The organism is Membranihabitans maritimus (assembly GCF_021729145.1).
In the GTDB taxonomy this organism is placed as follows: Bacteria; Bacteroidota; Bacteroidia; order Chitinophagales; family Saprospiraceae; genus Membranihabitans; species Membranihabitans maritimus.
In genome coordinates this window covers 198,260-212,752 of sequence record NZ_JAJSLW010000002.1, presented here as the reverse complement: position 1 = coordinate 212,752, position 14,493 = coordinate 198,260, and the positions used below count along the sequence as shown (strand labels likewise).

Sequence of the window (14,493 nt, the reverse complement as noted above, 5' to 3'; positions counted from 1 at the left end):
GTAGAAAGAAGAGCAATATTTATTAATTTTGAATCCTTTAATTTAAAGTAAAAAGGATATATGTCAGTTAATACGCTTGCTTCCGGAAGAGAAAAAATCGAAGAAAAACACAAGTGGAAATTAGAAGATATTTTCACCTCGTACGATGAGTGGAAAACAGAAAAAGAAAGCCTCAAAAAGCGAATAGAAAATGCCGGGCAATTCAAAAGAAAAATGACTTCATCTGCTGCACAACTGGCAGAAGCGCTGACTTACATAGACGAACTGAGTAAAGACCTGGGACGATTGTATAGTTATGCCTCTATGGCATCGGATGAAGATACTCGGGTGACCAAATATCAAGGCATGAAACAAGAAGCTCAACAGATTTACTCGGATTTTGCTGCAAAAGTTTCTTATATCGAGCCCGAGATCCTGGGTATGGATCCTGTTACTATCGAAGAATTCATCGGGGAGGAACAATCACTTGAACTTTTTGATTTTTACCTATCGGACTTAATGCGAAAAAAAGAACATAGAAGTTCTGAAGAAGTCGAAAAAGTTATCGCCCAATCCTCTCTTATTTCTGGCAATGCATCTTCGATCTACAGCGTTTTTTTCAACGCAGACTTTCCTTTTCCTACCGTCACTTTGGTCAATGACGATAGTGTAAAATTAAATTTTGCCAATTTTGCATTGCATCGAGCTGCAGATAACAGAGCGGACAGGAAACTGGTTTTCGAAACCTTCTTTAATAAAATAGGAGAATTCGAAAGAACATTCGGAACACAACTTTACGGCAATCTGAAAAAAGACCTTTTTTATTCGAAGGTGCGAAACTATAACTCAACCCTGGAAAGCGCACTTGATTCTGACAATATTCCCACCGGGGTATACCACAACCTAATATCCAATGTTAACAAAAATCTGGATACTTTTCACCGGTACCTTGAACTCAGGAAAAAAATAATGGAGCTTGATACCCTCCATTACTATGACCTTTATGCACCACTGGTCAATGAAGTAGATCTTAGGTATTCAGTGGAAGAAGCAAATAAGCTTGTATTTGATTCGCTGGCACCACTGGGAAGCCAATACACAGAAGTTGTCGCCCACGCTTTTGAGAATCGATGGATCGATATGTATCCCAATGAAGGTAAACGCTCGGGAGCATATTCCAACGGATCAGTTTATGACGTCCATCCTTATATCCTGATGAATTATAATGAGAAATACGACGATGTAAGTACTTTAACCCATGAGTTGGGACATACAATGCACAGCTATCTGGCCAATGCAGCCCAACCCCACTCCAAGGCCAATTATTCTATTTTCGTGGCGGAAGTGGCATCGACATTGAACGAAGCTTTGCTTAACGACCACATATTATCCAACCTGGAAGACCCTAAAGTCCGTCTGTCCATTTTAGGAAATTATCTGGAAGGAGCCAAAGGAACCTTATTCCGTCAAACCCAGTTTGCCGAATTTGAGCTCAAGATCCACGAGATGGTAGAGTCGGGTGAAGCACTTACTGGGGACCGATTCAGTGAACTATACACCGAATTGGTAAAAAAATATTATGGGCACGATAAAGGTGTCTGTAAAGTAAGTGATTATATACAATACGAATGGGCGTATATCCCGCATTTTTACTACAACTATTATGTGTATCAGTACGCCACTTCATTTACGGCCTCCCAGGCATTGGCAGAAAAGGTCTTATCAGGTAAAGAAGAAAACGTAAAGCAATACCTTGACTTTTTATCTGCCGGGGGATCTGCATATCCTGTTGATCTTCTAAAAAATGCCGGTGTGGATATGGAAAGCAATGAACCGTTTGAATTAACGATTCGGAAAATGAATAGGGTGATGGACGAGATCGAGGAGATTTTGTTGAACAATTAGTAAAGAGAAACGAAATCCTAATATTTAGTTGTAAATATCGTTATCCTAATTGATTCGGGTTTAATTATTATAGGGAATGATCTCTTTCAAACTTTCAGAGTTATTCCTTTTGGCTTCTTCTATGTCATAAAGATTTTGTAACCTAAGCCAATATCCTTCCGATAATCTAAAAAACCGTGATAACCTCAGGTCTGTATCCGCAGTCACTTTTCGCGTGCCCCGGATTATGGCGTGGATTCGATTCGAAGGAACATTAATGGCCTGAGCCAATTTATTTTGAGACATACTCAATTCTTCCAAAAATTCCTTCTTTAGAATGATACCGGGATGTGGGTTTTCAATTAATTTCATAACCATTAAAATTTAATGATAATCGATGATTTTTACTTCGTGTACATTCGAATTCTCCCATATAAAACAAATTCTCCATTGTCTGTTTATCCGAATACTCATTTGACCCATCAAACTGCCCTTTAATGATTCTAAATGATTTCCGGGAGGATTTTTCAAATCTTCAATAGTCAATGCAACATCTAATTGTCTCAACTTACGTAATGATCGTTCTTGTATTTCAACCGGGAACCTTTTGGAATATTGACCATTCCAAATTTTTTCAGTCTCCTTACAAGAAAAAGAATATATCATAGAACTATAACATTCAATCGCATCAGCATTAATTTTTTATGTGATACGTATCGAATATAACCAAATTAAATTAATATTGTTTAATTTCCTCATTAAAATATTTTATGGCGTATATGTTCTGCTTAAAGACAGCTATTTTAATCCTATGTTTATCGACCATTCCGGCTATATCTCAGCAATCAGACCCTGTAATCCGGATCAATCAACTGGGATACCTTCCAAATCTTACTAAAGTCGCCGTTTTTGGTACCTTCTCTGAAACAAAAAGTGCTTATTTCGAACTTATTAGTTCGGAAACAGACAAAACCATTTTGAGGAAAGCTATTGGTCGAAACTTCGGATCGTATGGTCCTTTTTTGGAATCTTACCGATTGGACTTTTCAAATATCAGTGAACCGGGTACGTATTATCTACAAGTAGGAGGAGTCCGTTCTCCTGAATTTAGGGTCTCGAAGGACGTTTATAATGGTACTGCAGACTTTGCACTACAGTATATGAGACAACAGCGGTGCGGGTTCAATCCCTATTTAAATGATTCTTGCCATACTACGGATGGCTACACAGTGTACGGACCTATGGAAGATCATTCTTTTGTAGATGTTACTGGTGGATGGCACGATGCCAGTGATTATCTTCAATATTCCTCCACTTCTGCCAACGCTACCTACCATTTGCTAGCCGCATATCGAGATTTCCCGGAAGCGTTTGGAGATCAACACCTTTCTAACGGTTTGGATGGAGAAAATAACCTTCCCGATGTGCTTGACGAAGCTCGTTGGGGATTGGAATGGTTGTTGAAAATGCACCCTAGAGAGGATTGGATGTTCAACCAAATTGCAGATGATCGGGATCATTCAGGGTATCGATTGCCTACGAGGGATTCTGTCAATTATGGATACGAGCCAGGAATCGGCAGGCCTGTTTATTTCGTGTCTGGGAAACCACAAGGTCTCGGAAAATATCAAAACAGGGCTACCGGGACTTCTTCCATTGCGGGGAAGTTTGCCAGTGCTTTGGAGCTGGGCTCGGAATTGTTCAGGGAAGAAATGTCATTTGCTAAACTTCTGGAAAAGCGATCAAAGTCTGCTTATGCATTTGGACAAGAGAATCCGGGGGTGACACAGATCGCCCCCAATAAAGCACCCTATTTCTATGAGGAAGATAATTGGACCGATGATATGGAACTGGGAGCAGTCGGGGTTTTCCGTGTTACAAAAGACTCTTTTTACCTTGATCAGGCCTTGAAGTACGCATCAGTAGAGAAAGTAATTCCCTGGATGGGGAATAATACAGCACGTCACTATCAATGGTACCCTTTTCATAATTTCAACCATTACGAATTGGCAAAGATCCTGGAAGGAAAACATAAGCGTGAAGTAATAAACTACCTGAAAGCGGGTATTGAAAAAGTCTGGCAAAAGGCAAAGACCAATGCATTTTATCGGGGGATACCCTTTATCTGGTGTTCCAATAACCTGACTACATCTTTCGCTATTCAATGCCACCAATACCGCGAGTTGACCGATGATGAAACTTTCCGTGAACTGGAACAAGCGTGTTTTGACTGGCTTTTCGGGTTCAATCCCTGGGGAACAAGCATGGTCGTAGGATTGCCGGGAAAGGGCCATACACCCGTATCACCCCACACTTCGTTTACGGTGTTACATGATTATCCGGTAAAGGGAGGATTGGTAGATGGTCCGGTATACGGCAGTATCTATGGCAATTTGATCGGTATTAAACTCATCGATCCCGATGAATACGCTCTATTCCAGTCCGACCTGGCGGTTTATCACGACGATCCTGGAGATTACAGTACCAATGAACCAACGATGGATGGAACGGCTTCGTTGATTTATCTCCTGGCTGCTATGGAAACCAAATCAAAATAAAAGCAAGGATTTTGAGAACTCTACGAAAATTGCGAAATTGAGAGAAAACCACAAAATATGACGTACATTAACACTGGAATTAACCAACCGGGAATTGTAGAATTGCTTTTTTACAAAGGGCCTACCGGAAAAGCACTTTCCAATCTCGCCCATACTTTATTGCACGGCCCTTCGAATTTAAGCCAGGGAGAAAGAGAACTCATTGCTTCCTATGTTTCTAAACTCAACAAATGTGAATTCTGCCATGAATCCCATAGCGCTTCCGCCAATGTTCATTTTAATGACAATGGAAATACAATTAACTGTGTGATTACGGATCTGGCCACCGCTCCTGTATCCGATAAAATGAAAGCATTACTGGCTATTGCCTCCAAAGTACAAAAGAGTGGTCGGGAAGTTACAGAGGACGATATTATTACGGCCAAAAATGGCGGTGCACTGGATGAGGACATTCACGATACGATACTCATTGCTTCTGCATTTTGTATGTTCAATCGGTATGTCGATGGCCTGGGAACCAATCTGCCATTGAATAAAAAAGAATATGAACCAATGGGCATTCGCTTGGCAAAAAAAGGGTATAAGTACCCTCCGTTATTCTTACGAAAATTTGTAATAAAAATGATGAATCGAAAAAATAGGGATTGACTAAATCCCAAACCCCAGTAATTACTTCAACCGCGTATCCGCAAAATGCTGCATGGCTTTTTGCATAAATTCGGCAAATTCAGGATCGGGTTTCCCGTCTATCGAAGTATATCGCTCATCGCTGACATACATATCCCCCAGGCCGGAATAGGCATCACCCTGCAGGTCTGCTTCTCCGGCAGTACCCCAGAACTGACGAATAAATCGGTAATGCCTATACACTTCGTACTGTACACTTTCCGAAGTGGGATCTTCACTTTTCATGGTTGCCAGGGATGCCCAACAATTTGCAAAGTCATTTTTCAATTTTTCGAATCCTTCCCTCTCCATTTTAAGCAACGATTCTTCAGATCTTTTAACCTCATCGGGCCACTTCTCCATAGCTTCTTTACGCCAGGATTTGGCTTTTTCTTTGGGAATACCCTCGTATAATGACTCGTGTTTCATCTTTGTTTTGTTTTTTAAATGATCAATAGTCTTGTCAATGGTCGTCAGCAGCTGCTCAATGCGTTCTATTTCGGACAATAGTTTTTCCTTATGATTTTTCAGTGCACTTATCAATTCAAAATCGGGATTGTCAAGAATTTCGGTAATTTCCTTAAGTCCGAAATCCAATTCCTTATAAAATAGAATTTGCTGTAATCGCAACAATTCCGTCTTCCCGTACATTCGATACCCCGCGTCGGTACGAAAATCCGGGTGCAACAAACCAATCCGGTCATAATGGTGAAGGCTACGTACGCTCACCCCCGCCATATCCGCTAATTCTTTGACTGTATAATGTTTTCCGGATTCCACTTTACTAACATTTTGATTTCAAGACCAAAGATATGGTATGACGTAATGTTAGGGTCAAATAATTTTCCTTGCTTTTTAAAATTATTTTTTGAAGACTTTATATATTACTTTCTATATCACTCATCTTGTAACAAGTATATATAGAATTTTAGCGTGTGACATTAAACAATCTTGACAGTTTTTATGAGAATTTAAACCCGGAAATAAGAGAATGTCTATTGGCATTACGCGATATTATAATGGACACAAATAAGGATATTCGGTCAGCCTACAAATACGGAGCACCTTTTTTCTATTACAAGGGCAAAATTCTATGTTATATTTGGATTGAAAGAAAGTCTGGCGAACCGTATGTTGGATTTTATTATGGATATTTACTTAATCATCCCGAATTGGAAGCAGGAAATCGCAAACAAATAAAAATATTGAAAATAGACGTTTACAGGGACCTACCAATCCAGGTAATTAAAAACATTCTATTGAAGGCAATAGATCATTACTAAATGCCTAACTATAAGAATAATAATTTCATGAAGAGATCCAATATATCTAATTTAACGACTCGACAGGCATTGGAGCAGGACATGTATGGCATTCTGGATTTATTTGTTCATACCATTTCATTTTCGTGTCAGAATGATTATACACATAAACAAATAAATGCATGGGTCTCATCGGCAAAAAAACCCGATCCGTGGTTACAGAAAATTAATGATCAATACTTTCCTGTTATTTTAATTGAGAACCAAATTGTTGGATTTGGTTCATTAAGAATCGATGGATATATCGATTTTTTATATGTGGATTACAATTTACAAAAAAAAGGAATTGGCTCTTATTTATATAATCACCTGGAATCAAATGCGATAGAGAGCAATATCACAGCTTTGACTTCAGATGTCAGTATCACAGCTCTTCCATTTTTTCAAAACAAAGGCTTCATTATAATTAAGGAGCAGTACCCAATGAGACAAAATATTTTATTGAAAAATTTTAAGATGATAAAAAAAATAAGTTAATATTGGTTTAGGGTCCAAGAAAAAGGATAAGAGCTTGTCTAAATTTAACGAATTCTCTTGGCAACTCTTCGGATTCCATATGGATGTGGAATATCAGCGATTCTTTGCGTAAGAGCTAAAAAATTACACAAAGTCTCGCCGAGCAACGCGAAGGCACGTAAAGTTTTAATCCTTAGGGCTCATGGAGGGATAAAAATAGGAAATGTAATTACTTACATGTTTTAAAATAATTACGCGAACTAATAATTAATTTATTGCTATAAATTCTTAATCATACTCTAAATATGGCAAAAGATAAAGTTTCTATAAAAGGATTAACCGAAGAAGAAGCTAGACAGGCTCAAAAAAAATTCGGTAAAAATATTATTACCCATAAGAAACAAAATACAATATTGTCATTTCTAATAGGGCTTTTTAAAGAGCCAATGATCGTTATATTATTAATTGCATCATTAGTGTATTTCATAAGTGGAGAATTTGGAGACGGCTTATTTCTTTCCATCGCCATCATTTTTGTTGCAGCTATTTCTCTGTTTCAAGACTCCAGGAGCAGAAACGCAATTAAAAAACTTAAAGAGCTAACACAACCAAAATCAAAGGTCATTAGAAATTATTCTATTATTGAAATTCCTTCTGAAGAAATAGTAGTAGGGGATCTATTGCTCGCAGAAGAAGGCACATTAATTACCGCAGATGGAGAAATCATCCAATCCAGTGACTTTTATGTAAATGAATCATTACTCACTGGAGAATCCATGTCAGTGTATAAAACGGCAACTTCATCAAATAAGTCAATATATTCCGGCACTACTGTGGACAGTGGCATGGCAATAGCCAAAATAACGGCAATAGGGAACAATACTCAACTGGGAAAAATTGGTAAAAGCCTTCAGGATATCAAGGATGAAAAATCACCATTGGAAATTCAAATTAACTCCTTTGTACGCAAGATGGTTATTGCCGGAGTCATTGTATTTTTTATTGTATGGGGAATAAATTATTATAATTCCAGCAATTTTCTAGATAGCCTATTAAAATCCCTCACATTGGCTATGAGCATACTACCCGAAGAAATTCCTGTTGCTTTTACTACTTTTATGGCGCTTGGTGCTTTGAGGTTAATGAATATGGGCGTTGTTGTCAAGCAAATGAAAACGGTAGAAACCCTTGGAAGTGCTTCTGTTATTTGCGCTGACAAAACAGGGACTATTACCGAGAATAAAATGTCACTTGCTAAAATTTTCACCCTGTCAACAGGTAAAATTACACAACCTGAAAAAAACTCTTCGGAAAAAGAAAAAGAACTCATTCGTATGGGGATGTGGGCAAGTGAACCCATCCCATTTGATCAAATGGAAAAAGCAATTCATGAGACCTACAAAGATATTATCGCTGAGGATGACAGGACCAAATATTCTTTAGACTTTAAATATCCACTAACGGGCAACCCACCCATGATGACACATATTTTCACTAATTCCCTTGGTGATAAAATTATCGCTACAAAAGGAGCACCGGAAGCGTTGATCAGTGTTTGTAATATGTCCGAGCAATCCAGAAATGAAGTTTATGGGATTTTGGAACAAATGGCCAATGAGGGATATCGTTTATTGGGAGTTGGGATATCCAGCATTGATGATGGTAAATACCCGGAAAAACAAGTTGACTTACCTATTAAATTTTTAGGATTATTGGCATTTTATGATCCTCCGAAAGAAAATACAAAAGAGGTTTTCGAAAAGTTTTACAAAGCTGGTATTTCAATGAAAATTGTCACAGGAGACAATCCAGTAACAACTTCTGCAATTGCCAGGCAAATTGATCTTCAAGGCTGGGATAAAACCATTACTGGAAAAGAGTTGATGGAATTGGACGATACACAACTAGCTAAAGCCACTCAGCAATTCAGGATTTTTTCCAGGATGTTTCCAGAAGCAAAACTAAGGATCATTAATTCTCTTAAAGCGCAAAATAATATCGTAGCTATGATTGGTGATGGAGTGAACGATGGACCTGCCCTAAAAGCTGCTAATATTGGGATAGCCATGGGGCAAAAAGGAACTGAAATAGCCAGACAGGCTTCATCGTTGATCCTTACTGATGACAACCTATCTAAGCTGATTGATGCGGTTGCGCTCGGAAGAAAAATATACGCTAACCTTAAAAAAGCTATTCAATATATTATTTCAATTCACATCCCCATAATTCTAACTGTTTTTATTCCTCTTGCCCTTGGGTGGATTTATCCTAATATTTTTACGCCTGTTCATATTATTTTTCTTGAATTGATAATGGGACCAACTTGTTCTATTATTTATGAAAATGAACCCATGGAGAAAAACACAATGTTACAAAACCCAAGACCTTTTACCAATACTTTTTTTAATGGTAGAGAATTATTTACCAGTGTAATTCAAGGGTTGATCATAACAATTGGGAGTCTGTTTGTTTACCAATATGCCGTATCGCAAGGATCAGGTGAAGCTACTACCCGGACAATGGTGTTTTTAGTACTTATCGCAGCTAATATTTTTCTCACATTAGTCAACCGATCCTTTTATTACTCTATTATTACAACTATGAAATACAAAAACAATCTAGTAGGTATAATAATTTTTGTCACTAGTATTTTAACTGGCATTATGGTTTATTTCAAGCCTGTTGCTGGTTTTTTTGGATTCGAACAAATTACTGTTAACCAACTACTTATATCTATAGCAATAGGATTTATAAGTGTTATTTGGTTTGAGGCATTTAAATGGATCAGGAGACGGAATTCTCCTCCGACTCAATAATTATTTAACTATTGTATACGGGCAAATCAAAGTAAAATGTGGTTCCCTCATCGACTATACTTTCGACAAAAATTTCTGTATTATGAAGTTCCAAAATGTTTTTTACTATTGCCAATCCCAACCCTGATCCGGACTCTTCTGTAAAATTGCGGTTCGATTTGATATAACGATTGAAGACAGAATCTATTAAGGTATCCGGAATTCCTATTCCTGTATCCCTGACCATTACACAAATATTTCCCGGCCTAATACGGTGGCATAGTTCTATGGTGACTACCCCCTTTCCAGCAGTAAATTTAAGGGCATTATCGATTAAATTTTGAAGTACACGATCAATCAACCCAATATCTGCAAATGCAAGAGGAATTTCATCGGGAATTTCAGATTTGAGATTAATACCTTTTTCATGTGCTTTGTCTTTGTATTTTTGAATATTATCCTGCACTAATTCGGATATGGAAAATGGTTCACATTGTATCTGGATTTCTCCACTCTCCAGTCTTGATAATTCAAATAATTCATCAGCTTGTTTTTTTAGTCTTTTGGCATTGTTCAAAATTACCCTGGTATACTTTTTTCTATCCTTACCGGATAGTGACTTATCCATCACCAGGAGGGTTTCTGCATATCCCCTGATTGTCGAAAGAGGGGTTCGAAGATCGTGGGATACATTGGCGATAAGTTCTCTACGAGACTTTTCCATTTTTTTAATAGCATTTATATTTTCTTCAATTTCCTGCGCCATCCGATTAAAAGTAATTGCAAGGGGCTTCAACTCTCCTGATGCTTCCATTCTATATCCGGATTTATCCGGCAGTAAACGATATGCTCTTATTTGACGAATTACATGTTCAAGGTTACCGGTAATTATGCGAAAAGCCAACAAGCCAATGACCAATGAAGCAATAATAGCAATTACTATTACTTTTGTAGCCAGACGAAATCCATAACTTTCAAATAATGCATCATTGGTTGAAGTATATTGATCTCCCCGAAGAACGGCGTAAACATACCCATGGTGGATGCCAGATCTAATTACAGGTGCCGCCGAAAATATTTTTTTCTGATCGGGATGTCTCGGGTCTGATCCCTTGACAAAGACTTCTCCCTGCTTTTCTATAAATGTCTCTATCGGATCGATCTCTACTGATTGCAACTGAATCAGAGAATCCGGAGCGGAATAGGCCAATATTTGACCTGTATTGTCCAAAAGGTAAATTTCCAAACTGGGATGTAAAACCATTACATCGTGGAATAAATCTTCTAAGGCAGAAGAATTAATACTTCCGTTTACAAATGGTTCCGTTTCCAGAGCAATGTGTTCTGCTACTTCCGAATTCAATCGCTGGTGGGCTTCCTGAAAATAGCCAATAGAAGACCTGATACTAACCCATAAAAAAATTACTGCCAAAATGAGTATAGCTACCATAAAAATTACTGCTATCTTCCAATAAAATGCACTCACTCTGATCGTTGGTTTCATGAACAGTTAGTTTCAACTATTTAAAAATCGATACCCTACTCCCCAGGTTGTTAAAATATATTTTGGTGAGGACATATCCGGTTCTATCTTAGCTCTTAGACGATTAATGTGACTGTTCACAGTATGTTCGTAAGCATTGTATTCATACCCCCATACCTTTCTCAATAATTCGTCACGGGAATAACTTCTTCCAGGGTGGGAGGCTAATAATGCTAATAATTCAAATTCCTTTGGGGTAAGATCAATTCGTTGACCCCGAATATGCAAACTTTTATTTTCTAAATTAATACTTAGTTCGTCGTATTTCAGGCTGGATGGATTTTTATTTCCCCCATAACCATCGTCTTTTCGTTCAATGTCAATTCTGCGAAAGAGAGCCTTGATCCTGGACTTTAATTCCAGTACACTAAAGGGTTTTGTGATATAGACATCCGCTCCTGATTCCAATCCCAAAACCTGATCAATTTCATCGGCTTTCGCCGTTAACATTATTATAGGTGTCTTAACCTGGGCATTTCGAAGCTTTGTACAAATTGTCATCCCTTCCATTCCCGGCAACATAATGTCTAAAACAATCAGGTCAAAATTATTCTTCATCGCTCTGATAAAGCCATTTTTGCCATCGTGAAATTTTTCTACCTCAAACTTCAAGTCCGAAAGATGAAGTTCAATTAATTCAGCAATGTCCACATCATCCTCTATAATTAAAGCCCGCTTCATGCTTTGTAAATTACTAAATAATTAATCATTTCTATTTACGATATCCCAGAGAAACAACAACCTTTACTATTATGTAATAAAAAGTAGGTTTTCATTTCAAAAACAAAGGCTACCTGAAAAGGTAGCCATTTAAATACAGTTATTATATAAAGGTTTTATTGTATGTTCACAACCGGACAATTGACATTGGGTCCCGGGCCAATAGCAGGTGCACTCTGTGCAGACCCTAAATCCATAACGGAACCAAAACCTGAATTATCGTAAATACGTACGGCCCACAATGGAGAATAGCCGGTATTCTGTGGGATGGTGGCCAATACGTTATGTGTCTGAACTGTTCCTTCTTCTGTGACAAAGCCTGAAGCTGGGCCACCTCCATCTTCACCCGGGTTGATATTAAATGTGACAAAAATTGGGGAAACCGGAATTTCACCATTGGAATTAATCTCGAGACTAGACTCACTAAAATTGAAATAATATACTATTTGCCCTTTGTACCATCCTCGAACCAAACCACTACTTTCATCACCCATACGTTTCGTCGCTGTACTCCCTTTAGGCACTACCGGGCAATTTACTACTGTATTGAGCGCTTCTATATTATAATTTCTTGCATTTAATTCATTCATGCTAGAAATCGTATTCGCTACATAATCTCCAGGTACTGTCACCCTAAACACTTGCCAAAAATCATTGTATCCATTGTCACCCGGAACTACATTAATCACATTCAATTGACCTTCTACCGGTGAACTAGACCCTTCCTTGAAAAATACATAAATGGGAGCCGGTGTAAGGGGCTGTACATCAAAATTATAATATTCTACTATTTCTCCTTCCCGGCCCAGGCCTGTAGTAATAAATGGAGCCTGATCATAATCAATCGGTTCATTGGCCTTCGGTAATCCATTGGCTTCTGTCCGAACCATTAACGTTGCTGCAGTTTCACTAAATCGATCTATTGAAACTTCCTCAGCTGTATCGGGATCCTTCCCCTCCGGTGTATTCATTCCATCATCATCTGAACACGAAAAGATTACTAGGAAAGGTAGAACAAACATAAAAATTAACCATTTAAGTGTCATACTATTATTGTTTTAGTTACACTTCAAAAGTAAGGTACAAGTATTGCGAAAGTATCACGAAAGTGTAATGAAAGTGTAATGAAAGTGTTGCATTTCCGTATCAATATGAATGTTAAATCAAAATCGGAATGTAATGACTTAAGGGCCCTGAGCCTAGGCTAGAAACTAGTGGCTAAAAGCTGGAGGCTTTTATGAGTTCAACCAATCTTTGAACTCTGCAGCTTTATTCTTACTTATAATTATATCATCTGGTGACGGTGGCTCAACACGAATTTTTAACTGATTTTTACCGTATTTAAAAATTTTGTGAATTGACTTGATAGATAATATATATTGTCGGTTAGCCCTGAAAAATTGATCCCTGTTAAGTTCGTTTGACAACTCTTCAAGACTTTGATTACATGTATACTTTTCCCCATCTAAACAATAAATATATGTAATTGAATTAACTATAAAAATATAGGCTATTTCAGCGGTATCTATTGACACGATTTCATCTTTAAAATGAGTTAATACCCTTTTTTTATAATTTATACTTTCGGTTTGATTATCTGAGTTATCGGGTTCTTCCCAGGATTCTTTGTATTTGATCAAATCCTGGTTCAATTTGGACATTGATACTAGTTCTGTTGACAAATCTCTATTTTGGATTTCCAACATCTTTTCATACCTGCCTCCTATAAATCGAACAGTAAAAAAAGATGCAATGACAATTAAAATTCCGGAAAAAACGTAAATCAAGGTAAAGTTTGATCGCATATCGTCAATGCGATTTTCGATTTGCTGGATATTCGCATGGGCAGCTACGATCCAGTCTGTATTTTTTACTGGATATAGATAAATAATTTCTGATTCTCTTGTACTATTTGGGAAGTCTCGAATGCCTCCTACTTCTTTTCCCTGTGTCACCAAATTATAAAAATCATCGGTTTCCAATTCATCAAATACTAAAGGTTGTACATAGGATTGACCTGGTTTTACTTGTTGTCCGACTTTTTCGGGATTGGGGTGACAAATTTCCACACCAGACCAATCAAACATACAGACAAATCCCGACTCCATGCTGGTCCCTTCCAGCGTTGACTGTAGGTTGTTAATAACTACCCCTCTGGACAACCCATTTTCAAGCTGGTACTGGACAAGGCTTGATATTTCATTGGCTTCTCGTCTACTTGATTCTATTTGGGACTGGAGCAATTGATTCGTAGAATATTGCAATAAAGATTGCATACTAAAATAGCCGACGGCAAATGTTACAATAGTTAACCCTATAAAAGTATAGAAGTAGACTTGATCTTTTCTCATGAAAAACGTGTTGTTTTTTCAGGCTGAAAAATTCCCTTTCAGCTATAAAAATTTCCCTTTCACAAAGATTTTAGCAATAATAAAGTAAAATACTACTTAAATTTAGAGTAAGCTAATTTAATAAATTTCACATTAAGAACTTTTATCCTCTCGAGAAATAATCTTTGGTCGTTTCTTTAATTGTAGACTTTCTATTTTAAAATATTAAAATCAAATGTT

At 37.6% G+C, this 14,493-nt stretch carries 13 protein-coding genes; 6 read left to right on the top strand and 7 right to left on the bottom strand.

From position 1 onward, the window contains the following. Positions 1-60 precede the first annotated feature (60 nt). Positions 61-1,884 (top strand): oligoendopeptidase F, encoded by a 1,824-nt coding sequence (gene pepF / locus LVD47_RS02900; RefSeq protein WP_236974036.1) that lies wholly within the window; start codon positions 61-63, stop codon positions 1,882-1,884. A gap of 60 nt (positions 1,885-1,944) precedes the next feature. Here the strand turns inward: pepF and LVD47_RS02895 are convergent, their stop codons facing one another. Beyond that, on the bottom strand, positions 1,945-2,235 hold the full coding sequence (locus LVD47_RS02895) for a HigA family addiction module antitoxin (protein ID WP_236974035.1): 291 nt from the start codon (positions 2,233-2,235) through the stop codon (positions 1,945-1,947). A 12-nt stretch (positions 2,236-2,247) separates the two neighbouring features. Then, entirely contained in the window at positions 2,248-2,529 is a 282-nt protein-coding gene (locus LVD47_RS02890) for a type II toxin-antitoxin system RelE/ParE family toxin (protein WP_236974034.1), read from the bottom strand. A 113-nt stretch (positions 2,530-2,642) separates the two neighbouring features. Between LVD47_RS02890 and LVD47_RS02885 the strand changes: the two genes are divergently transcribed. Both LVD47_RS02885 and LVD47_RS02880 read left to right on the top strand, forming a co-directional pair. Next, a complete protein-coding gene (locus LVD47_RS02885; protein ID WP_236974033.1) occupies positions 2,643-4,421 on the top strand; it encodes a glycoside hydrolase family 9 protein in 1,779 nt (592 codons plus the stop codon). A gap of 57 nt (positions 4,422-4,478) precedes the next feature. Next, positions 4,479-5,069, top strand: a complete 591-nt coding sequence (locus tag LVD47_RS02880; protein ID WP_236974032.1) for a carboxymuconolactone decarboxylase family protein — start codon at positions 4,479-4,481, stop codon at positions 5,067-5,069. A gap of 21 nt (positions 5,070-5,090) precedes the next feature. On the opposite strand, the gene LVD47_RS23970 is transcribed toward LVD47_RS02880, so the two are convergent. Beyond that, positions 5,091-5,867, bottom strand: a complete 777-nt coding sequence (locus LVD47_RS23970; protein ID WP_236974031.1) for a MerR family transcriptional regulator — start codon at positions 5,865-5,867, stop codon at positions 5,091-5,093. Positions 5,868-6,022: 155 nt separating this feature from the next. Between LVD47_RS23970 and LVD47_RS02870 the strand changes: the two genes are divergently transcribed. From LVD47_RS02870 to LVD47_RS02860, 3 genes are all read left to right on the top strand, one after another. Next, positions 6,023-6,370: a DUF1801 domain-containing protein gene (locus tag LVD47_RS02870; RefSeq protein ID WP_236974030.1), complete on the top strand. Its 348-nt coding sequence runs from the start codon at positions 6,023-6,025 to the stop codon at positions 6,368-6,370. Positions 6,371-6,397: 27 nt separating this feature from the next. Next, positions 6,398-6,886: a GNAT family N-acetyltransferase gene (locus LVD47_RS02865; protein WP_236974029.1), complete on the top strand. Its 489-nt coding sequence runs from the start codon at positions 6,398-6,400 to the stop codon at positions 6,884-6,886. Between the two features lie 284 nt (positions 6,887-7,170). Continuing rightward, positions 7,171-9,681 (top strand): cation-translocating P-type ATPase, encoded by a 2,511-nt coding sequence (locus LVD47_RS02860; RefSeq protein WP_236974028.1) that lies wholly within the window; start codon positions 7,171-7,173, stop codon positions 9,679-9,681. Between the two features lie 4 nt (positions 9,682-9,685). Here the strand turns inward: LVD47_RS02860 and LVD47_RS02855 are convergent, their stop codons facing one another. From LVD47_RS02855 to LVD47_RS02840, 4 genes are all read right to left on the bottom strand, one after another. After that, positions 9,686-11,164, bottom strand: a complete 1,479-nt coding sequence (locus LVD47_RS02855) for a sensor histidine kinase (protein ID WP_236974027.1) — start codon at positions 11,162-11,164, stop codon at positions 9,686-9,688. 12 nt (positions 11,165-11,176) lie between these two features. Continuing rightward, positions 11,177-11,884, bottom strand: coding sequence for a response regulator transcription factor (locus LVD47_RS02850; RefSeq protein ID WP_236974026.1), 708 nt, complete (start codon positions 11,882-11,884; stop codon positions 11,177-11,179). A gap of 155 nt (positions 11,885-12,039) precedes the next feature. Next, complete coding sequence (locus LVD47_RS02845; protein WP_236974025.1) at positions 12,040-12,969, bottom strand: hypothetical protein; 930 nt, start codon at positions 12,967-12,969, stop codon at positions 12,040-12,042. A 189-nt stretch (positions 12,970-13,158) separates the two neighbouring features. Next, the gene (locus LVD47_RS02840) at positions 13,159-14,274 is read right to left on the bottom strand and encodes a LytTR family transcriptional regulator (protein WP_236974024.1); all 1,116 of its coding nucleotides are present in this window, start codon (positions 14,272-14,274) and stop codon (positions 13,159-13,161) included. Positions 14,275-14,493 lie beyond the last annotated feature (219 nt).

Excerpts from the sequence above, each read along its gene's own strand:
- LVD47_RS02850 (WP_236974026.1), bottom strand. The coding sequence starts at position 11,884 with ATGAAGCGGGCTTTAATTATAGAGGATGATGTGGACATTGCTGAATTA.
- LVD47_RS02885 (WP_236974033.1), top strand. The coding sequence starts at position 2,643 with ATGTTCTGCTTAAAGACAGCTATTTTAATCCTATGTTTATCGACCATT.
- LVD47_RS02860 (WP_236974028.1), top strand. The coding sequence starts at position 7,171 with ATGGCAAAAGATAAAGTTTCTATAAAAGGATTAACCGAAGAAGAAGCT.
- LVD47_RS02840 (WP_236974024.1), bottom strand. The coding sequence starts at position 14,274 with ATGAGAAAAGATCAAGTCTACTTCTATACTTTTATAGGGTTAACTATT.
- LVD47_RS02895 (WP_236974035.1), bottom strand. The coding sequence starts at position 2,235 with ATGAAATTAATTGAAAACCCACATCCCGGTATCATTCTAAAGAAGGAA.
- LVD47_RS02890 (WP_236974034.1), bottom strand. The coding sequence starts at position 2,529 with ATGATATATTCTTTTTCTTGTAAGGAGACTGAAAAAATTTGGAATGGT.
- LVD47_RS02880 (WP_236974032.1), top strand. The coding sequence starts at position 4,479 with ATGACGTACATTAACACTGGAATTAACCAACCGGGAATTGTAGAATTG.
- LVD47_RS02845 (WP_236974025.1), bottom strand. The coding sequence starts at position 12,969 with ATGACACTTAAATGGTTAATTTTTATGTTTGTTCTACCTTTCCTAGTA.
- pepF (WP_236974036.1), top strand. The coding sequence starts at position 61 with ATGTCAGTTAATACGCTTGCTTCCGGAAGAGAAAAAATCGAAGAAAAA.
- LVD47_RS02855 (WP_236974027.1), bottom strand. The coding sequence starts at position 11,164 with ATGAAACCAACGATCAGAGTGAGTGCATTTTATTGGAAGATAGCAGTA.
- LVD47_RS02865 (WP_236974029.1), top strand. The coding sequence starts at position 6,398 with ATGAAGAGATCCAATATATCTAATTTAACGACTCGACAGGCATTGGAG.